Origin of the sequence: Burkholderia sp. S171, from assembly GCF_009766085.1 — a bacterium.
Taxonomy (GTDB): Bacteria; Pseudomonadota; Gammaproteobacteria; order Burkholderiales; family Burkholderiaceae; genus Caballeronia.
Map to the genome: position 1 here is coordinate 90,606 of NZ_LMUF01000057.1, position 21,056 is coordinate 111,661.

The 21,056-nt window shown below is 61.9% G+C and carries 15 protein-coding genes; 4 read left to right on the forward strand and 11 right to left on the reverse strand.

The window, feature by feature from the left end; all coding sequences use genetic code 11:
• Positions 1-56: 56 nt before the first annotated feature.
• Positions 57-707: a GTP cyclohydrolase II gene (ribA, locus tag GSQ93_RS32770; RefSeq protein ID WP_158940087.1), complete on the forward strand. Its 651-nt coding sequence runs from the start codon at positions 57-59 to the stop codon at positions 705-707.
• Positions 708-731: 24 nt separating this feature from the next.
• On the opposite strand, the gene GSQ93_RS32775 is transcribed toward ribA, so the two are convergent.
• The 4 genes from GSQ93_RS32775 to GSQ93_RS32790 form a co-directional block, all read right to left on the reverse strand.
• The gene (locus GSQ93_RS32775; RefSeq protein WP_158940088.1) at positions 732-1,454 is read right to left on the reverse strand and encodes a 2OG-Fe(II) oxygenase; all 723 of its coding nucleotides are present in this window, start codon (positions 1,452-1,454) and stop codon (positions 732-734) included.
• Between the two features lie 148 nt (positions 1,455-1,602).
• Entirely contained in the window at positions 1,603-2,217 is a 615-nt protein-coding gene (locus GSQ93_RS32780; protein ID WP_158940089.1) for a recombinase family protein, read from the reverse strand.
• A 115-nt stretch (positions 2,218-2,332) separates the two neighbouring features.
• Entirely contained in the window at positions 2,333-2,824 is a 492-nt protein-coding gene (locus tag GSQ93_RS32785; protein ID WP_158940090.1) for a hemerythrin domain-containing protein, read from the reverse strand.
• Between the two features lie 51 nt (positions 2,825-2,875).
• Positions 2,876-5,197: an ATP-dependent DNA helicase gene (locus tag GSQ93_RS32790; RefSeq protein ID WP_158940091.1), complete on the reverse strand. Its 2,322-nt coding sequence runs from the start codon at positions 5,195-5,197 to the stop codon at positions 2,876-2,878.
• A 120-nt stretch (positions 5,198-5,317) separates the two neighbouring features.
• On the opposite strand from GSQ93_RS32790, the gene GSQ93_RS32795 reads away from it, so the two are divergent.
• The 3 genes from GSQ93_RS32795 to GSQ93_RS32805 all read left to right on the forward strand — a co-directional run bounded on the left by GSQ93_RS32795 (position 5,318) and on the right by GSQ93_RS32805 (position 12,034).
• On the forward strand, positions 5,318-5,593 hold the full coding sequence (locus GSQ93_RS32795) for a hypothetical protein (protein WP_158940092.1): 276 nt from the start codon (positions 5,318-5,320) through the stop codon (positions 5,591-5,593).
• Between the two features lie 132 nt (positions 5,594-5,725).
• A complete protein-coding gene (locus tag GSQ93_RS32800; protein ID WP_158940093.1) occupies positions 5,726-7,513 on the forward strand; it encodes a thiamine pyrophosphate-requiring protein in 1,788 nt (595 codons plus the stop codon).
• Between the two features lie 408 nt (positions 7,514-7,921).
• The gene (locus tag GSQ93_RS32805) at positions 7,922-12,034 is read left to right on the forward strand and encodes a CheR family methyltransferase (protein WP_254074191.1); all 4,113 of its coding nucleotides are present in this window, start codon (positions 7,922-7,924) and stop codon (positions 12,032-12,034) included.
• Between the two features lie 41 nt (positions 12,035-12,075).
• On the opposite strand, the gene GSQ93_RS32810 is transcribed toward GSQ93_RS32805, so the two are convergent.
• The 7 genes from GSQ93_RS32810 to GSQ93_RS32840 form a co-directional block, all read right to left on the reverse strand.
• Complete coding sequence (locus tag GSQ93_RS32810) at positions 12,076-13,410, reverse strand: cytochrome c (protein ID WP_158940095.1); 1,335 nt, start codon at positions 13,408-13,410, stop codon at positions 12,076-12,078.
• The gene (locus tag GSQ93_RS32815) at positions 13,404-13,799 is read right to left on the reverse strand and encodes a hypothetical protein (protein ID WP_158940096.1); all 396 of its coding nucleotides are present in this window, start codon (positions 13,797-13,799) and stop codon (positions 13,404-13,406) included. The genes GSQ93_RS32810 and GSQ93_RS32815 overlap by 7 nt, the downstream gene beginning before the upstream one ends.
• Positions 13,800-13,809: 10 nt before the next feature.
• The gene (locus GSQ93_RS32820; protein WP_158940131.1) at positions 13,810-14,391 is read right to left on the reverse strand and encodes a cytochrome c oxidase subunit 3; all 582 of its coding nucleotides are present in this window, start codon (positions 14,389-14,391) and stop codon (positions 13,810-13,812) included.
• 10 nt (positions 14,392-14,401) lie between these two features.
• Positions 14,402-16,372 (reverse strand): cytochrome c oxidase subunit I, encoded by a 1,971-nt coding sequence (gene ctaD, locus GSQ93_RS32825; RefSeq protein ID WP_158940097.1) that lies wholly within the window; start codon positions 16,370-16,372, stop codon positions 14,402-14,404.
• 20 nt (positions 16,373-16,392) lie between these two features.
• Positions 16,393-17,382 (reverse strand): cytochrome c oxidase subunit II, encoded by a 990-nt coding sequence (gene coxB, locus GSQ93_RS32830; protein WP_158940098.1) that lies wholly within the window; start codon positions 17,380-17,382, stop codon positions 16,393-16,395.
• A gap of 145 nt (positions 17,383-17,527) precedes the next feature.
• Positions 17,528-18,694, reverse strand: a complete 1,167-nt coding sequence (locus tag GSQ93_RS32835) for an acetate/propionate family kinase (RefSeq protein WP_254074187.1) — start codon at positions 18,692-18,694, stop codon at positions 17,528-17,530.
• Positions 18,663-21,050, reverse strand: a complete 2,388-nt coding sequence (locus GSQ93_RS32840) for a phosphoketolase (RefSeq protein ID WP_158940099.1) — start codon at positions 21,048-21,050, stop codon at positions 18,663-18,665. Before GSQ93_RS32840 ends, GSQ93_RS32835 begins: the two co-directional genes overlap by 32 nt.
• Positions 21,051-21,056 lie beyond the last annotated feature (6 nt).

Below are 21,056 nucleotides of genomic sequence, written 5' to 3' on the forward strand. Positions count from 1 at the left end.
GTTATCGATTAAATACCGGCATGCGGCCCACGCCCTCCTATGCAGTACAAGAGAACATGAAAAACGTTTCTGATTCACCGGCAGCCACTGCCGTAGCAGCCCACGAAGAACGCGTCGAACTCGTGGCCAAGGCCACCATTCCCACGCGTTACGGTGTGTTTGAGTCGCATGTGTATCGCGTGATGAGCACGGGCGCAGAGCATCTGACGCTTGTCATGGGCGATGTCAGCCATGGCGAATCCGTGTTGTGCCGGCTGCATTCCGAGTGTGTCACCGGCGATGTATTCGGCTCGTATCGCTGTGATTGCGGCGAGCAACTGGACCTCGCCATGCGTTATATCGCGGCTGAAAATCGCGGTATCTTGCTGTATCTGCGCGGTCATGAAGGGCGCGGCATCGGGCTGGCGAACAAGATCCGCGCGTACGCGCTGCAAGAGCAGGGCTACGACACGGTCGACGCCAACCTGCATCTCGGTCTGCCCGACGACGCGCGGGAATACGATTCAGCCGCGGCTATCTTGCGAGCGCTCGATGTGCGGTCGGTGCGCTTGATGAGCAACAATCCGTCGAAGTTTGACACGCTGCTCAAGCACGATATCCCGGTCTGCGAACGGGTGGCGCTGGCCATTCCCGTGCGTGAGGAAAACGAGCGCTACATCAAGACGAAGCAGGTGCGCTTTGGCCACTACTTTGATGAGAATGAGTGACTAGTAGCTGCGGGACATCGGGTCTCAGGTTGCGTCATGGAAAATGATGCCAACCGTATGCCGGTGCCCCGATCTCAGCCGGCTCACCCCATGCCTGAGATTCACCCGGTATGCCCCGCGCGTGCCGTTCACCGGCCGGTTATGCACGGCAAATATCACTGCGTCCCCTTGTGCTAGCGGCACGACTTCGGCGCGCGACTGCATGCGCGGCCGCTGCTCGGTCATTACAAATTCGCCGCCCGTAAAGTCACGTCCCGGTACCGACAGCAGAATCGCGAGCTGAAGCGGGAACACGTGCTCACCGTACAGGTCCTGATGCAGGCAGTTGTAATCGCTTTGCCCGTATTGCAGGATCAGCGGTGTGGGGCGAAGCTGGCCGGCCGCGTGGCATCTGTCGATAAAATCGGCGTGGTCCGGGGGATACCGGGTCTCGATACGCATGATCTCGTTCCATCGATTAGCAATGGGGACAAGATGCGGATACACCACGCTGCGCAAGGTGCCGATCACCTCAGGCAGCGGATAAGCGTAGTACTTGTACTCGCCGCGGCCGAAACCGTGGCGCGCCATGACGACGCGGCTTCTGTATAACTCGTCGCGCACATAAAGCGCTTTCAGCGCGTCACATTCCGCCGGCGTGAGCAGGCGCTCGACTGTCGCACAGCCGAATCCATCCAGATCCTCTTGGACACCATGCCAGTCGACAGCATTCACGCGTGCTTCGATATTCGTCGCCAGGGCATCCATTAACAGTTCTCCATGCAGGTTTCGATGACCCCCAGTGTCCGCTGCCCGGCGTTTCAAAACACTCCGGATGTTGCGTTCATATTGGTGATCGACCAAATAATCTGATGAATAATTGGATCCCGTCGTGAAGCCTTGCCGCTCGCGCGGCTCAGTGCTCCATTGGCGGTGACTGCATCACGGCGGTGTCGCGCGACGCCGCGTCGCGCAGGCGGATGATCGTCTGCCGCGACGTGCTGAGCACCCGTGCAATTGCCGTCACGGTGCTGCCTGCGGCAAGCGCCTTCAACGCTTGTTGCCGCTGTGAGTCGGACAACGAGGCGGGACGTCCCTGATGCATGCCGTCCTTCTTGGCGATCGCGGCGGCGTCGAGCGCGCGGGCGCGTTTGGCATCGCGCTCAAGTTCGGCGGCAAGCTGAAGCATGCGGATGGGTGAGCCTTCCCCGTTCGCGCAAAGATCGGTTTTGCCTGCATCGATGCAAATGGCGTGGGCCCCTTTGGCAGACAGCGTGGTGAGTGTCGATACGGCGTCGTTGATGCTGCTGCCCAGGTAACCGAGGCGCGCGACGACCAATGTGTCGCCGGGCTTGATGCGGCGGATAGCTCGCTGGAGCGCGATGCGCGACGCGGCATTCACCGCATGGCTGCAGTGATCGACGAGCACGCAACCCATGTCGACGAGGAAGCCGGCCGCGTCGATCTGGAACAGGTCGTTGTCACGTGCGTTCTGATTGCCGGCGGTATTGATGTACACGATGAGGGTCACGAGGCGCGCTCCGATATTGCCTTGCACGAGCCGCCGGCGCCACCGCAGCGGCGCTACCGGCAGCTGCGGCTTGGACCATGTTAGCAAACTGCCGGAGGATGCGCATCGCGCGGTGTCAATGCTGCGTCGCGACTTGAGTGAGCCGGCTTTGCAGCGCTTCGCGGCGTGTGGCGATCCGCTCACCCAGTTTCGCGAGATCGAGCCGGGTCTTGCGCAATTCCGGGAACAGCTCGGACTCTTCTTCCTCTACGTGGTGATTGACGCTTTCGGTCAGGACCTTGAAGGTGGCGTCGAAGCCTTCATCGCCGGCTTTCATCGTCGAGAATTTTTCGATCAGTGTCTTCACCAGAAAGTGCTCTACGACCGCTTCATTCACGTCGTCCTTGTCGTCCCGGCCAAGCGCTTCCTTAGCCGCCGGATAGAGGATTTCCTCTTCCACAATCGCGTGCATGGTGAGCAGTTCGCATGCGCGCTGCACGAGGGTCGCCTTGCGTTCCAGGTCGTCATCATCCGCGCGTTCAAATGCGTCGAACAGCTTCTCCACCGCTCGATGTTCGTCTTCAAGCAGCGTCAGTGCATCCTGCCGGGTCGTAGGGGTTGCGGCCATGATAATTCCTCGCGTGGGTGGGGGCGCGCCGGGGCGGCTCGCTCGCGAGACTCACAGCAAAGCCGATGCCCGCGTGACGGTTACCGGGACTGTGGTGTGCCGGACGATCTCCACCCGCCACCAGGAAGGCAGCAGGCGGCGCACGTCGGCACGGGCAAAACGGTCGTCGATCAGATACAGCACGCCTTCATCCGTCTGCCCTCGAATCACGCGCCCGGCAGCCTGTACCACTTTCTGCAGCCCGGGAAACAGATACGTGTAGTCGTACCCGGCGCCGAACTCTTCGTCCATGTGCGCTTTCATCTGCTGGTTGACCGGATTCAGTTGCGGGAGCCCAAGCGTAGCGATAAACGCGCCGATCAACCGCGTGCCGGTCAGGTCGATAGCTTCCCCGAACGATCCGCCGAGCACGGCGAAGCCGATACCGCGGCCTGTTTGTGTGAAGCGTGCGAGAAAGGCTTGCTGGTCCACTTCGCTCATGGAACGCGATTGCGTCCACACCGGAATGTCGGGATGCTCGCGAAGCAGCGCGTTGGCGACCTGATCGAGGTAGTCGAAGCTGCTGAAGAAACTCAGGTAGTTGCCGGGCGCGCGCCGGTATTGAGCCGTGATGAGATCGACGAGTGGTGGTACGGACTGCTCGCGATCGCGAAATCGCGTGGACACGTTCGCTATGGCCCGCACCTGCAACTGGTCCGCGTGAAAAGGCGATTCCACATTCATCTGCAGGCAGGTTTCGGGGAGGCCCAACATGTCGCCGTAGAAATGCATGGGCGTGAGCGTAGCCGAGAAAAGCGCGACTGAATGCGCGCGCGCAAAGCGCGATTTCAGATGCGGCCCGGGCACGCGATTGCGCAGGCACAGCACAGTGTTGCGCTTTGTGCTGGCCTGCGGAGATAGAGTGGTATCGAAGAGAGAGTGGGTGTCGAAGCGCTCGGCAATACGCACGAAATGCATGGCATCGAAGTAAAAGCGCAGCATCTCGCGATCCAGCGCGGCAGGTTGCTCGCCTACGAACTCCGTCATTTCAGTGACTGCTGCGATCATGTTTTCCAGCGCTTCAATGAAGCGCCCGGGCAGTTCCGCGTGCACCTCGTATTCGACCGTCTGCTCGCCCGATATGGTTTTCCACGCCCGGGCGATCTTGTCGAATGGGCGCTTCAGATGTGGCGGCACGGTGCGGCGCACGCTGCGAAAACGCGCTTCATCCAGCGTGGCCGAATACATGGCGCGGGCGCGTTCAACCAGGTTATGCGCTTCGTCCACCAGTACGCCGACACGCCATTCCTTCGACTCCGCGAGGGAAAACAGCATGGCGCTGGTGTCGAAGTAATAGTTGTAGTCGCCGACAATGACGTCGCTCCAGCGCGCCAGTTCCTGACTCAGATAGTACGGACAGACGGTGTGCTCAAGGGCCACCTCGCGCAACACCTGACGATCAAGTTGCGCAGCCTTCAGCGCGGCCTGTCGTGCGGCAGGCAAGCGGTCATAAAAGCCGCGTGCGAGGGGGCAGGATTCGCCTTGACAGGCTTTGTCGGGGTGTTCGCAGGCCTTGTCGCGCGCGACCAGTTCGAGCACGCGCAGCGGTGTGCCGCGGCCAAGCGTGGTGAGTGCGTCAAGGGCCAACTGGCGGCCCGAGCTCTTCGCGGTGAGGAAGAAGATCTTGTCGAGCTTCGCAGCAGGCCATGCTTTCAACAGTGGAAACAAACTGCCCAGCGTTTTACCGATTCCCGTTGGCGCTTGCGCCAGCAGACTTCGTCCATGCAGCGCGCAACGGTAGATGGCCGCCGCCAGTTCCCGTTGCCCCGGATGCAAGGACGCGTGAGGGAAAACCAGTTCCGCCAGCGCGCCGTCCAGTTTGGCGCGATGCTCAAGTTCCTGTTGCGCCCACGCCAGAAAACGCTCGCAGTGCTCGCGAAAGTGATCGCGGAGTGCGTCGGCGGATTGCAGTTCGGTGAAGACCGTCTCCTTCTCGTCGCCAATATTGAAGTAGACGAGAGCAACGCGGATCTCCTGCAGGTTCAGCGTTTTGCAGCACAGCCAGCCGTAGATGCGCGCTTGCGCCCAGTGCAGATGCCGATGGTTGTCGGGGATGGCGCTGAGCTTGCCGCGGTACGTCTTGATCTCTTCCAACTGGTTCAGGCCAGGGTCGTAGCCGTCCGCGCGGCCGCGTACGTGCAGCGGACCGAAGGTGTCGGAGAGGCTTAATTCAGCTTGGTAACGTTCGCCGCGACGGGCGGTGACGAGCTTGTGCCCAGCCATGCCCTGCTGCGCGGTGGGCGAAGGCGTGAAGCGCAAGTCGAGGTCGCCGCGCTTGGCGGTGAACTCGCACAACGCGCGTACCGCGATGATGTAGGCGGGTTGATCGGACATGATTACTGTATGGATATACAGTAAATACTATCACGATGCGGCCGGCCGGAAACATCGCGTGGAACGCCGGTTGCTGCGCTCCAGGTACGCGGTTCCCGCCATCGACTCATGGAGAAACGAATGACAACGACCCAATTATCTGCAGTGCTCGCAGCTTGCCTGATTACTAGCGCACCACTCGCTATTGCACAGAGCGGTGGTGGCAATGGCAATGGTGGAACGGGCGGCGGCAGTGCGCATGGCGCTGCGACGGCAGGAGCCACAAGCAGCGGAGACCCGGCCTCCGGGACCATGTCGAAGGGCGGCAAGGTGCATCGCAAGATGATGCACAAGTCGGCGACCGATACGACCAACATGCCGGGGGCCGACGCCAGCAGCGACACGAAGGGCCAATAAAACCGCGAGCGTGAAACAAGCAGGGCGCGACCTTCGGGCCGCGCTTTTTGCTCGCGAGGGCCACGCCTTGGCGACAGAGATAGATACAGAGATAGATACAGAGATAGATAACGCAACGTGCAGGAGGCCGCAATGGCGCAGACAGTAGGCGACTTTATCGTGGCACGGCTCCATGAATGGGGCGTGCGGAGAATGTTCGGTTACCCGGGCGATGGCATCAACGGCGTGTTCGGCGCAATGCGTCGAGCGCAGGACAAGATCGAGTTTATCCAGACGCGGCATGAGGAAATGGCTGCGTTCATGGCGTGTGCGCACGCGAAATTCACGGGCGAACTGGGCGTGTGCATTGCCACCTCCGGGCCGGGCGCGTCGCATTTGATTACCGGTCTCTACGATGCACGCATGGACCATATGCCCGTGCTTGCCATCGTCGGGCAGCAAGCGCGTTCGGCAATGGGCGGGCACTATCAGCAGGAACTGGATCTGGCGTCCATGTTCAAGGACGTGGCCGGGTCGTTCGTGCAGCAGGCCAGCGTGCCCTCGCAGGTACGGCATCTCGTCGATCGGGCGATCCGCACGGCTTTGTCGGAGCGGCGCGTGACGGCGATTATCCTGCCGAACGACTTGCAGGAGATGCCTTACGAAGAGCCCGAACGCGCGCACGGAACGGTGCACTCGGGGGTGGGATGGACCGCGCCCAAGGTGGTTCCTTACGCTGCCGATCTCGCCCGGGCCGCGGCCGTGCTGAACGACGGGCGGCGCGTCGCCATTCTGGCCGGCGCGGGGGCGTTGAACGCGACGGAAGAACTTATCGCGGTCGCAGACAGGCTCGGGGCGGGCGTGGCAAAGGCGCTACTCGGCAAGGCCGCGCTGCCGGATGACTTGCCCTGGGTGACCGGGTCAATCGGATTGCTCGGCACCGAACCCAGCTACAAGCTGATGACCGAATGCGACACGCTGCTGATGGTCGGATCGGGATTTCCGTATGCGGAATTTTTGCCGAAGGAAGGGCAAGCGCGGGGTGTCCAGATCGATCTGAAAGGCGACATGCTGAGTCTGCGATACCCGATGGAAGTCAACCTTCAGGGCGATGCCGCCGAGACTTTGCGCGCGCTGCTGCCGCTGCTCGAACACAAGACGACGGAGAGTTGGCGCGACCGCATCTTTCGATGGAATCGCAGCTGGCACGAGACGCTGGAGGATCGCGCAATGCAGGCTGCCACACCGGTCAATCCGCAACGTGTGGCGCTGGAGTTGTCGTCGCGATTACCGGACAACGCTATTGTCACGAGCGACTCCGGCTCATGCGCGAACTGGTATGCCCGCGACGTGCAAGTCAAGCGCGGCATGCTGTGTTCGCTGTCGGGCGGCCTTGCGTCGATGGGCGCTGCCGTGCCTTACGCCATCGCAGCGCGTCTTGCCTACAGAAACCGGCCCGTGGTCGCGATGGTCGGCGACGGCGCCATGCAGATGAACAACATGGCAGAGCTCATTACGTTGGCGAAGTATCGTAAGCCGACTGATGCGGCGTGGATTTGCGTCGTGTTCAATAATCAGGACCTGAATCAGGTGACGTGGGAGCAGCGCGTGATGGAAGGCGATCCGAAATTCGAAGTCTCCCAGCAGATTCCGGATGTGGCGTATCACAAGTTCGCGGAGTTGATCGGCCTGAAGGGAATTTTCGTCGATGACCCCGCGCGGCTGGGTGCCGCGTTGGATGAGGCGTTTGCATCGGATCGGCCCGTCGTACTGGAAGTGAAGACCGATCCGAATGTGCCGCCGCTGCCGCCGCATATTACGGTCAAGCAAGCCAAGGCGTTTGCGTCCACGTTGTTGCAAGGCGATCCCGACCAGGGCAACGTGATTGTCGACACAGCGAAGCAGGTCCTGTCCAGCATCCTTCCTGGATCGAAAAGCTAAGCGCTGCAGGGCGACCCGAAGCCAATCCGCCAATCTCCGCGATGCTCAAGCCTGAATCCGGGACGAGCACTCGCGGCAGTGTGCCGCCGCAATCACCAACACCGGTTGTCGCGTGTGAGGCGAGCAGCCGCAACGTACACAATAAATAGCGCGCCCGCCTGTGCCGAAGAAATGATGCGTGAATATAATAAGCGCCGCCTGCGCCCCAAAGATCCCGGCGCGGCCTACGCGCGCGTGCTGCGTATCGCTTTGCCCGGCGCTGTTTAGCGCGTTCGTTCGCACGCGTAGTGGTATCTTTAATCCATCGAAGCACCCCGAACCGAGGCCCCTGGAGTGAGCGAAACTACAACATCAACGGCGCCGCCCTCGGGAGAGGACGCACCGGGCGCCGCTTATAGCCCGAGTTCGCTGGGTTTTCCCGTTGTCGGGATCGGTGCGTCCGCGGGGGGCGTCCAGGCGCTGCTGCGCTTCTTCGAGAACGCGCCGGCCGACATGGGCATGGCATTTGTCGTGGTCCTCCACCTGTCGGCGAAGCATGTCAGCAGTGCGGACAAGGTGCTGCAGAACGTCACCCGCATGGGCGTATCGCAGGTCAACGGGCCGACGCAAATAGAAGCTAACCACGTCTACGTCATCGCGCCGGGCAAGAGCCTGACGATGGCCGACGGTCACCTGAACGCGCGCAACGCCGAGCCCACGGCGGGCCGGCCGGTCACGATCGACCGGTTTTTCCGGAGCCTGGCGGACGCGCACGGTCAGCGCGCGATGTGCATCGTGATGTCCGGCACGGGCAGCGACGGCGCGGTCGGCATTGCCAGCGTGAAGGAAAAAGGGGGCGTGACGCTCGCGCAGGAGCCGAACGACGCCGAATACGCCGAAATGCCGCAGAACGCCATCCTGACAGACCAGGTCGACCTGGTGCTGCCGGTGGTAGAGATGCCGCAACGGCTGCTCGACATCTGGAATAACGCCAAGCGCATCGCCCTGCCTGAACTGGAACCGGCGACGCTGGGTCCGGACGATCGGGCCGATCGCCGGAGTGAAGCCGAACGTGCGTTGCAGACCATTTTGGCGACGCTGCGCGCCCGCACCGGTCACGACTTCCGTTTCTACAAGCGGGCGACCATGCTGCGCCGGATCGAGCGGCGCCTTCAGGTCAACGGCGTGCCGGACCTGATTGCCTACCGCGACCTGCTACGGGATAACCCGCGCGAAACCGCGGCCCTGCTCAAGGACATGCTGATTGGCGTGACCAGTTTTTTCCGCGACCGAGAAGCGTTCGAGTCGCTCGAGCGTGGCGTGCTGCCGACCTTGTTCCATAACAAGGCCAATGGCGACCAGGTTCGCGCGTGGGTCGCCGGATGCTCGTCGGGCGAAGAAGCGTATTCGCTCGCCATGCTCTTGTGCGAGCAGCGCGAAGTCTTGCGTTCCACCGCCAGCATCCAGGTGTTCGCCACCGATATCGACGAAAGCGCGGTGGCGCGCGCACGGGCCGGACTGTATCCCGAGTCGATCATGACCGACGTCCGCCCCTCTACGCTGCGGCAATTTTTCGTCAAGACGGACTCGCGCTACGAGGTGGTGAAAAGCGTGCGCGAGAAGATCCTGTTCGCCATGCACAACGTGCTGCGCGATCCGCCGTTCTCGCGGCTCGACCTGGTTTCTTGCCGCAATCTCCTGATCTATCTGGACCGGGGCGTGCAGAACCAGGTACTGGAGATGTTCCACTACGCGCTGTACCCCAATGGGTATCTTTTTCTCGGCAGCTCGGAGTCGGCGGACTCGGTCGAAGAGCTGTTCAGCGTGGTCGACAAGAAGAACCGGATCTACCGGGCGAAAGCGGCGAAGCTACCGAACCGCCCGGCGCTGACCTCGCCTTCGCTGCTGATGCAAGGACGTTACACACACGACGAAGAGGCGGGGTCCGCGCTGCTCCCGGGGCGCCGCAATTTCTCGTTCAGTGCGTTACATCAGCGTGTGCTTGAGCAATACGCGCCGCCCAGTGTGATCGTGAACCGCGACTCGAAGATCGTGCATATGTCGGACAACGCGGGACGCTTCCTGCGGTATGTCGGCGGCGAGCCCTCAAGCAACATGATTGCCGTCGTATTGCCCGAGCTGCGGCTCGACCTGCGTACCGCGCTGTTCCAGGCCGTGCAGACGGGCAATAGCGTGGAGGCCCGGCGCGTCAAGCTGCAGCGCGACGGTCACGCTTCATACGTCAACATGACCGTGCGCCCGTTTCACGACGCTGCCGCCGACGCTGACTTCCTCCTCGTGCTGTTCGACGAGGTCCAGGAAGCAATGACGGAAAGCACGGTGGTCGTGGAGCGTCAAACGGGTAATGACACCGTGATGCAGCAACTCGAACAAGAGCTGCATGCGAGCAAGGAACAACTGCAGACCACAATCGAGCAGTACGAAACATCCACTGAAGAGCTGAAAGCGTCGAATGAGGAGTTGCAGGCGATCAACGAGGAGTTGAGATCGGCGACAGAGGAACTCGAAACCAGCAAGGAAGAATTGCAGTCGGTGAACGAGGAACTCATCACGGTCAACGCGGAGTTGCAGGCGAGGATAGAGGAAACCGGCAAGGCCAATGACGACTTGCAGAACCTGATTACCTCGACGGATATTGCGACTATCTTCGTCGATCGCGCGATGTGCATCAAACGCTATACGCCGAGCGCGACCACGGTGTTCAACCTGATCGCCGCGGATGTCGGGCGCTCGTTGTTCGACATCACGCACCGGCTGGTTTATCCCGAGCTGGCCGACGACGTGAGTGCGACGTTCCAGTCGTTGCGGCTGACCGAGCGTGAGGTCGCCACCTCCGACGGCCGCTGGTTCTTCGCGCGTGTGCTGCCCTACCGGACGGCGGATGATCGTATTGACGGCGCGGTGCTCAGTCTGGTTGAAACCACGGCGCGGCGTCGCGCGGAAGCGAACGTGCGGGCGGGCGAGGAGCGCCTGAGACTCGCGGCGCAGACCACGAATGACTTCGCGATCATCGTGCAGGACTCCGACGGCCGCATCGTTAGCTGGAATGCCGGCGCCGAGCGCGTCTTCGGTTATACGGCAGAGGAAGCGGTCGGGCAGAACATCGACGTGATCTTTACGACTGAGGATCAGGAAGCGCGCATGGCGGCGCACGAACGCGCGGCCGCGCAACGCGACGGCCGTGCCGACGACGATCGCTGGCATGTCGCGAAGGGCGGCCGCAAGGTGTATTGCAGCGGCGTGGTGACACCGCTGTCCGATCCGAAATTCACGGGCTACGCGAAGATCGTGAGGGACCTCACGGACCGCAAGACGCAGGAAGACGCGCGTCAGTCGCAACTCGCGGAGGAGCGTGCGGTGCGGGCGCAGGCGGAGGCGGCGAACCGGCTCAAGGACGATTTCCTCGCCGTGCTGTCGCATGAATTGAAGCACCCGCTCAACCTGATTCACGTGAAGGCGGAGATGTTGCCGCGCATCCCGGAGGCGCGTGGCGTACCGGCAATCCAGCTTGCGGCCGACGCGATCCAGCGGGCCGTGCTCGGTCAGGCGAAGATCATCGACGACTTGCTGGACCTGTCGCGCGTGCGTACCGGGAAGCTCGCGTTGAACCTGGCGATGGGTGACGTCGCGGCCATGCTGCGGACCATTGCCGATGCAATCGAAGCGGACGCGGCATCGAGAGGCATCGTGCTGTCATTCGAGGGCCTGGACCAACCGGTCTGGACCAAGGTGGACCCCGTACGCTTCGACCAGATCGTATGGAACTTGCTGAGCAACGCACTGAAATTTACGCCGCGTGGCGGCTCGGTTTCTGTTCGCCTCACGTGCGAGGAGGGCGAACTGCTCATTGACGTAACCGATACCGGAATGGGGATCGAAGCGCCGCTGTTGCCGCATATCTTCGAGATGTTCTCCCAGGGAAGCGAAGCCCGCCGCAAGACCGGCGGTGGCATGGGTATTGGCCTGGCGCTGGTCAAGCAACTCGTGGAGATGCATGCGGGAAGCGTGCTCGCGCATTCGGACGGGGCGGGGCGCGGCACGCGGATGAGCGTCTGGCTGCCGCTGGTCGACAGCCATCCGGTGGGGACGCATGAACAGGAGGAGCGCAGCGGGTCGCTGGCGGGCGTGCGTATGCTGGTCGTCGACGATGACTCTGAAACCGCGAGCGCATTCGCGGCTTTGCTGCAACTCGAAGGTGCGCTGGTCGCGACCGCACACGACGGCGAGGACGCGCTCGCGCTACTTGAGCGCAACCATGTGGACCTGCTCGTCTGCGACATCAGCATGCCCGGCATGAACGGCTACGAACTCATGGCTCAGGTGCGGGCGAATCCGCGCTTGGCCCAGTTGCCGGCCATTGCGTTGACTGGCTATACGGTAGGTTCGGACGACCAGCGTGCACGCGCGTCGGGCTTTGACCTGACGTTGACCAAGCCGGTGTCTCTTGACGCGCTGATTGCCGCCGCCGAACAGGTGTTCTTCTGGCGCGGCGCACATGGCGGCACGCATGAGCATGGCTGATGAGTGACGGGTGATGGGTGTGGCAGAGTGCTTCACGCGGGCTATTTGTGAATGTCGCCGCGTAACTGCGCCACATCGCGTGGAGTGACGGGTAAAGCGTTATTGCCCCACGTCGTCCGGATAAACGTCAGCACTTGCGCCATTTCCGTGTTGGTCAGCTTGTCGGCGTAAGCCGGCATGTTCTCGCGCGGGGGCCCTTGTTGCGTGGCGGGAGAATTGCCGCCTTCGACCATCAGCCGCATGAGCGAGGTGGTATCGGCGCTCAATACGGCAGGATTGCCCGCGAGCTTCGGATACTTTTGCGGCTTGCCTTCTCCCTCCGAACCGTGGCACTTCGCGCAGAAGGACTGATAGATGCCGGCGCCGGGACGTTCGATGTTGCCCGTGCGCGCGGCGGCAGTCGTCTGCCGGGCAGCGAGGGATTGCGGCACGTATGTGGCCGACCCGCCCGATGCACGCTGCGGCGGCAAGCTTTTCAGGTAATGCGCGATCGCGTTGAGATCGTCGTCGTTCAGGTACTGCGTGCTGTCTTCCACCACCTGGACCATGCTGCCGAACGTGACCAGTCCGCCGCCATGTCCCGACTTGAGGAACGCCGCGACCTCCTGTTCGTGCACGCGGCCAAGGCCAGAACCCGTGTCGCCGGTCAGGTTCGGCGCGAACCAGTGATCGTTTGCGCCGCCCGTCAGATAATGCCCCGATGACTCGGTATAACCGCGTTCTTCATACGCGGGACCGCGTGGCGTATGGCACGCACCGCAATGTCCCAGCGACTGCACGAGATAAGCACCGCGATTCCATTGGGCTTCGTGCTCCGGGTGCGGCGCATACGCTTCGTTCGGCGCGAAGGCGAGGTTCCAGAACACCAGCGCCCAGCGCTGGTTAAAAGGAAACGGCAGGCGAGTGGGCGGCGGCGCTTTCGGGACCGGTTGCACGCCATGCATGAAATAGGCATACAGCGCTTGCATGTCACTGTCGCCGATTTTCGAAAACGACGGGTACGGCATCGCGGGATAGAGATGCTTGCCGCCGCGCGCGACCCCTTCGCGCAGCGTCCGTGCGAAGTCTTCGTAGGTGTACTCGCCAATTCCGTATTGCTTGTCGGGCGTGATGTTGCTGCTGACGATCGTGCCGAACGGCGACGCCATGCCCAAGCCTCCCGCGAGCGGTGCGCCGCCTTGGGGTGCGGTATGGCAACCGGCGCAATCGCCGGCCCGGGCCAGGTATGCGCCTCGTGCGATCAGCGCTTGAGCTGATTGAGCCGATTGAGCGGCTGCCTGCGCGTGCGCTTGTTCCGTTGGCACAAGAAGACAAGCAAGAAGGCAAGCAATTAAGCAAGCGAGAAGGGCGGCGGCGCGTTTCATCGGTGTCACCATGGTTTGCAAGGCGAGACGATCAATGCGGCCATTGCGGTCACGAGCAATCCGAGAACAAACATCGGGCTGGACAGGATGGCCACGCGAAACAGGAATCTCCCGGCCCGGCGGTCGGGGTCAGTGCCTGCTCCCCGTCGCAGCGCCCGCCAACCCCGCCACGCGGCTGTGAGCCCGCCCAGCGCCACCGCCAGACCCACGAGGCTGACCGCGCCAATGTAAGCACTCAACGCATGCAAGTCCGGATGTGCGAGCGGATCCTGCGCCGGGTAACAAGCCTGCGCAGCCAGCGCTTCGCATACGCAGATCTGCACGATCCACGCGAGCGGTGCACCCAGCAGTGCGTAGATCTGCTGCAGGGCATACAGGATGCGTTCGCGGCGTGCCGTCACGGCGTATCTCCTAGAGCACGTAGGGGCTGATATAAAGCGTCGTGAAAATAAACAGCCAGACGATATCCACGAAATGCCAGTACATGCCGCCGATGCTCAGGACGGTATGGCGGCGGTTGTCGAAGAACCCGAGCGCCGTCCACGCGAGCAGCAGGAGCAGCACCACGAGCCCGGCCACCACGTGCAGCAGGTGAAAACCGGTAATGGTGAAGTAGAGCGAACCATAGAGGTGTGACGAGGGTCCGTACGGATGGTCGTGCCATTCATTGAGCTGCACGCCGACGAACAGCACGCCGAGCACGATCGCCACGCTCATCCACAGCATCGCCATGCGGCGGCGCTCCCGCTTGACCGAACGCTCGGACAACACGACAAACACGCTGCTGGTCAGCAGCACGGCCGTATTGAAAAGCGCTGGCCCCATCTTGGGCAAACCGTCGGGCGGCCACCTGCCACCGCCTTGCGAGTACAGGTACAGATAGCTGAAGATCAGGTATCCGAACAGCGCTGCTTCGGTCCCGATCAGCGTCCACATGCCCCACCAGCCGCCCGCGCTTCGTCCTTGGCCGCCAACCGGCAGAGGGCGCTCCATGTCGATGACATCAGCCAAGGGTTTCTCCTTGAGGTTCACGCTGGCCCAAAGGCGCTTCGGGCCACATCCACGCGGTCAGCGACGCGACGAAACCCGCCAGCATCAGCAGCGCCAGCCACCACACGTGCAGCAGCATCGCGGCAAAGATCAGCGTGGAGAACAAGCCGAGCAGGAAGGGGGCATATGTATCACCGGGCATCTTGAGGATGGCGTCGGGGCGGCCGTCGAGCGCGCGGGTGGCTAGCGCCTCGCGGCCGTGATCGAGGATCAGGCCTTCGTCGAGTTGGGATCGCGCGCGGTTTGGTTCGCTCGAAAATAGCCGTTCTTCCCAGAGTGGATGGCCGCTTTCCACGACCGGAATGGTCGCGAAGTTGTAGGGCGGCGGCGGCGACGAAACGGACCATTCGAGCGTTGGCGCATCCCAGGGATTGTCGCCGGCCACGGGACCGCGTTTATAGCTCCATAGCAGGTCCGCGAGAAACATCAGCACGCCGGCCGCGAACACGAACGAGCCTATCGACGTGATCATGTTGACCGTATTCCAACCCATGTCGCTGGAATAGGTATAGATGCGCCGTGGCATGCCGAGCAGCCCCGCTATATGCATGGGGAAGAAGGCGAGGTTGAAGCCGATGAACAAGACCCAGAACGTCAGCTTGCCGAAGCGCTCGGTCATCATGCGACCGGTAAATTTCGGGAACCAGAACACCACGCCGCCGATGACCGGAAACACGTTGATGCCGAGCAGTACGTAATGAAGATGCGCGACGACGAAGTAGGTATCGTTGAGTTGCCAGTCGAGCGGCACGGCAGCCGTCATCACGCCCGAGACCCCGCCAATCACGAACAGCAGCACAAACCCCGCGAAATAGAGGAAGGGCACCTTGAACACGGGACGCCCGGTCCAGATTGTCGCGATCCACGCGAACGTGGCGACCGCGCTCGGGATGGCGATAACCATGCTCGCGGAGCCGAAAAACGCCAGCGCTAACGCGGGAATGCCGGTGGCGAACATATGATGAATCCACACGATAAAACCGATCACCATGGTAGCGACCGTCGACAGGGCGACCGGTGTATAGCCGACCAGCGGCCGGCGGCAAAAGACCGGGAGGGCGTCGGAGACAATGCCCATGGCGGGCAGCACGACCGCGTAGACCCACGGATGGGCGAACATCCAGAACAGATGTTGCCAGAGCAGCGGCCGACCGCCGTTAAGGACATCGAAGAAATGTGTACCGAACTGGCGGTCGAGCCAGAGCAGGAAAAACGCAAGACTCACCGCGGGCACCGCGAGCAGGTTGCCGCCAGATGCCGTGAGCGTGCCCCATACCAGCACCGGCACACGGTCAATGGACATGCCCGGCGCGCGCATGCGGATGAGCGTGACCACGAAGTTCGCCGAGCCCACCGTGGTCGATGCGCCGAGCAAGACCATGCCGAGCGCGTAGATATCGATATTCGGACCCGTGTTGTATTCGAGTCCCGAGAGCGGCACGTAGTTGAACCAGCCGGCATTGGGCGCCTGTCCAAAGGGAAAACTCGAATAGAGAAAGATGCCTGCGAACAGGAACAACCAGTAGGACAGCGCGTTGAGGCGAGGGAATGCCATGTCGCGCGCGCCCAGAATCAACGGCCACAAATAGTTGGAAAATCCGGACAGTACGGGCAGCGCGTAGAGGAAGATCATCGTGATGCCGTGCATGGTGAATAGCTGGCTGTATTGCTCGGGCGTAAGCACGGTGGCGTCGGGGCGCGCGAGTTGCACGCGCATGATCAACGCTTCCACGCCGCCCATCAGCAGGAACACAAAGGCGGTGACCAGATACCGCAGGCCGATGCTCTTGTGATCGACTGTCGATATCCATCCTCGCAAGCCCGGGGGCGCTTCCCAGATATCGGCAAGGCGCTTTTGCCTGGCGCTCCCGGGCGGCACGCGGCCGCGCTCTGGAACACGTGCATCCGATGGCAGGTCACTCATGAAGCGTCGCTCCTCGATGACTATTTGAGTGTCGCAAGATACGCGGACAAACTCGCGGCTTCGTCGCGTTTCAACGCAATGGAAGGCATGAGCGAGTCGGGCTTGATGCGCTGGGCACCCGTGATCCACGCGAGCTGATTCTGTGCGGTGTTAGACAGCGTGCCGGCCGCGATCAGCCGCCGCGAGTTCAGGTGCGTCAGGTCGGGTGCTTGCGCGCCTTGCGCATCTGTGCCGCGGATCGCGTGACAGCCTGCGCATTTATCGAGGAAGAGTGCTTTGCCCGTGGTCACGGCGGCGTCGTTTGGCGCATCTGCCGCACGCGCTTGTTCCGCGCTCCATGCGGCGAAATCGGCGCGGCTCTCGGCGACAACCTCGAACGCCATATGTGCATGCTGCGCACCGCAAAACTGCGAGCATTGCCCGCGATACACGCCGGGGGCATCGGCCTGAAGCCATTGTTCGTTGGTCTGGCCTGGAATCGCTTGGGTCTTGCCGGCAAGCCTGGGGACCCAGAACGTGTGGATCACGTCGGCGCTTTTCAGCTTGAACCGGACGGGTTCGCCGGTGGGGATATGGATTTCGTTGGCTGTGACGAAACGCGCAGTGGCATCGGGCGCATCGTCGTAGGCGACCTTCCACCACCAGTCGTAAGCGGTCACCGTGATCGTGAGAGCGGCAGTGTCGGCGGGCGTAGCAACTTGATCGAGCGTGAACAGCGCATAGACCAGCATGGCGACGAGCACGGGTACGGAGAGACCCACGCCGATCACGATCCAGCGCAACCCGCTCGTGCCGTGAGCGAGTTGATGCAGCGGGACGTCCGGACGCCGCCGCAGGATGGCGGCGCTTAGCAAGCCGGCGACAATCACGCAGACCGCAACGCAGATTGCAGTGAAAACCCAGTCGAGCCGAAGCGTCGGTCCGGCGGCCGGCCCGGCCGCGTGGAGGAAGTAGTTGAGCGGTGCGCCGTCGCCGACGTGCACGTTAGAGGCCATCCCGGCGAGTGGCATCTCAACTCAGCTTAGGCGTGGCTGAGGACCAATGCGAAGGATTGCGGCCGTGGCGGCAGGGATCTGACATCGGGTGCTCCGGGCGGGGGTGTCGAGTGTGAATCGACGAACCCGGCAGCAATCGACGTACCCTGACGACTCGCTTTCAGCCCGCCGCCCGGCCAAGCAATGCGCGGCAATGACGCGCAATCTGCCGTTCTTCCTGCGTCTCGATGACATCGAACTGCACATCGAGAAATTCGAGTCCGTCGCAAATGCGTTCACGCACGGCCGCGGCATGCTCGCCGATACCGCCAGTGAACACCACGCGGTCGAGACCGCCCATTAACGCAGCATATGCGCCGATAGTCTTACGCACAGCAGTACAGAAGATATCGATGGCCAGTTCCGCTTCTGCGTCGCTGCGTTGCAAAAGCGCCTGCATGTCGTCGTTAGAATCGGAGAGACCCTTGAGACCGCTTTCGTGATTGATCAGGTGCTCTAGCGCGTCGGCGTCAAGCGAACCGGTCCGCATCAGATAAACCAGCACGCCAGGGTCGAGGTCGCCGGTGCGCGTTGCCATGGGGATACCACCCGTTGGCGTGAGACCCATGCTGGTATCGATTGAACGGCCATCGCGGATCGCGCACAGGCTCGCACCGCTGCCGAGATGCGCGACCACCAGGCGTGCGGGAAGATCGTTGCCGAGCGTTGCGACGATCGACTCGTATGACAGGCCGTGGAAGCCGTACCGGACTACCCCTTCGTCGGCGTAGTGTTTCGGCAGCGCAAGGTGAGTGGCGCGCGCGGGCATGGTCCTGTGGAACGCGGTGTCGAGGCAGGCGTAATGCGGCACATCAGTGAAAATCTGCTGTGCCAGATCAAGCAGTTCGAGCGCCTGCGGCAGATGCAACGGCGCGAATTGCACCGCATCGCGCAAGATCTGCTTCACCTCGGGCGTGATGAGCGCGTGGTCTGTCAGGTGCGGACCGCCATGCACTACGCGATGCCCCACTGCGGCCAGTGGCTGGTCAAGGTGCTCGTGCAGCACGTCGGCCACGCGCTGCAACGCGTCATGCTGCGACTCCATGACGTGGTTTTGCGTGACATCGATCGCACCGTCCGATGAACGCATGGTCAGCGAGCCATCATCGCGGCCGATGCCCTTCGCGCTGCCGGTCAGCCACGGCGTTTCGTCGTTGTCGTCCGCGGTAGTGCCCGACGTCTTGCCGGGCATATACACGCCGAATTTAAGCGACGATGAACCGCTGTTCAGCACCAGAATGCCCAGGGTCATGGTCTCAGCCTTTCCAAACCCAGTTACGGATTTCATCGCGGTCAATGCCTTCCGCGTGGGCGTAAGTAATGCTCGCGTTGATCTGGTCCTTGAGCCAGTTCTTGGTGTGCGCGCCGGTATCGCGAAGACTCGGCACACGATCGATCACGTCAATACATAACGAAAAACGGTCGACCTGGTTGATGATCGCCAACTCGAACGGCGTATTGATGTTGCCGCGTTCCCGATACCCATGCACATGCATGTTTTCGTGATTCGTGCGGTTATACGTGAGCTTGTGAACGAGCGACGGATACGAGTGGAAGTTGAAGATGACAGGCTTCTCGCGCGAGAAAATGGAATCGAAATCGCGACCGGACAAACCGTGCGGATGATCGGTGTCGGGCATCAGCCGGAACAGGTCCACCACGTTGACGAAGCGGATCTTGAGGTCGGGGAAATGTTCCTTCAGGATCTCGACGGCGGCGAGCGATTCCATGGTGGCGATATCGCCGGCACAGGCCATCACTACGTCCGGTTCGCTGTTCTGATCAGTCGATGCCCAGTCCCAGATGCCAATGCCCTTGGTGCAATGCGCAAGCGCAGCGTCCATGTCGAGGTACTGCAAGTGCGGCTGCTTGTCCGCGACAATCACGTTGATGTAGTCGCGTGAACGCAGGCAATGATCCATCACACTCAGCAGGCAGTTCGCATCGGGCGGCAAGTAAATGCGCACGACTTCGGGACTCTTGTTCGTGACAACGTCGAGAAAGCCCGGGTCCTGGTGGGTGAAACCGTTGTGATCCTGACGCCATACCAGCGAGGTAATCAGCAAGTTGACCGAAGGCACCGGCGCGCGCCAGTCGAGTTCGCTCTTTGCCTTTTCCAGCCACTTCGCATGCTGGTTGAACATGGAATCAATCACATGCACGAATGCTTCGTAGGTCGCGAGCAACCCGTGCCGGCCCGTCAGCACGTAACCCTCGAACCAGCCTTCCAGCGTGTGCTCGCTGAGCATTTCCATCACTCGGCCATCAACCGATAACGCGCCGCCGTCGCTGTCTTCCGGCTTGATCTCGGCGATCCATCGTTTGCCCGATGCTTCATATACGCCGTCAAGTTTGTTGCTGGCGGTTTCATCGGGACCGAACAGCTTGAAGGTGCTCATGTTGCGCTTGATCACATCGCGCAGCCAGGTCGCGAGTACCGCGGTGGGCGACTGGTAAGTGCCGCCTGGGGCTTTGACTTTGAACGCGTAATCGCGGATGTCAGGCAGGTCCAGCGAGCGCCTCAAACGGCCGCCGTTCGCATGCGGATTGGCGCTGATACGGCGGTCACCCTTCGGGGCAATCGCGCGAAGTTCTTCAATCAGCGTGCCGTTCTCGTCGAAGAGTTCTTCGGGTTTGTAGCTGCGCATCCACGCTTCCACAATTTTCAGGCTCTTCGCGTTGGTCACGGGATCGAGCACCGGCACCTGATGCGCACGCCAGAAATCTTCGACTTTGTGGCCGTCGACTTCCTTCGGACCGGTCCATCCTTTCGGAGAACGCAAGACGATCATCGGCCAGCGCGGACGCGTGGTGTCACCCGTCGAACGCGCATGCGCCTGGATCGCGCGAATCTCGCCGATGCAAGTCTCCAGCGTCTCGGCCATCAGTTGATGCATGACGGCGGGATCGTTGCCTGAAACAAAGTGCGGTTTGTACCCGTAACCCGTCATCAGCGCTTCGAGTTCCTCTTGCGGAATGCGCGCGAGGATGGTCGGGTTCGCGATCTTGTAGCCGTTCAAGTGCAGGATGGGCAGCACCGCGCCGTCCACTACCGGATTCAGGAATTTGTTCGAATGCCACGACGTAGCGAGCGGGCCGGTCTCGGCTTCGCCGTCACCCACCACCACCGCCACGATCAGGTCGGGGTTATCGAATGCCGCCCCGAAGCCGTGCGAGAGGCTGTAACCCAGCTCGCCGCCTTCGTGGATTGACCCCGGCGTTTCAGGGGTGCAATGCGAACCAATGCCCCCGGGCGAAGAGAAAGCGCGGAACAGCCGCAGCATGCCGGTCTCGTCAGCGCTGCGGTCCGGATAGACCTCGGAGTAATAACCTTCCAGATACGAGTTCGACAAAGTGGCGGGTGCGCCATGCCCCGGTCCCGAGACGTACATGACGTTCAGATCGTCCCTCATGATCAGCCGGTTCAGGTGCACCCATGTGAACGACTGACCGGGGTCTGAACCCCAATGTCCCAGCAAGCGCTGCTTGATGTGTTCTGCCTTGAGCGGTTCGCGCAGGAGCGGGTTGGCGCGTAAATAGATCATGCCTACCGACAGATAATTGCAGGCGCGCCAGTAGGCGTCGATCTTGCGCAATTCTTCGGGGGAAAGGGGGAGGGAGCGGGGCGTTGCCTGTGTGTCCATATCGTG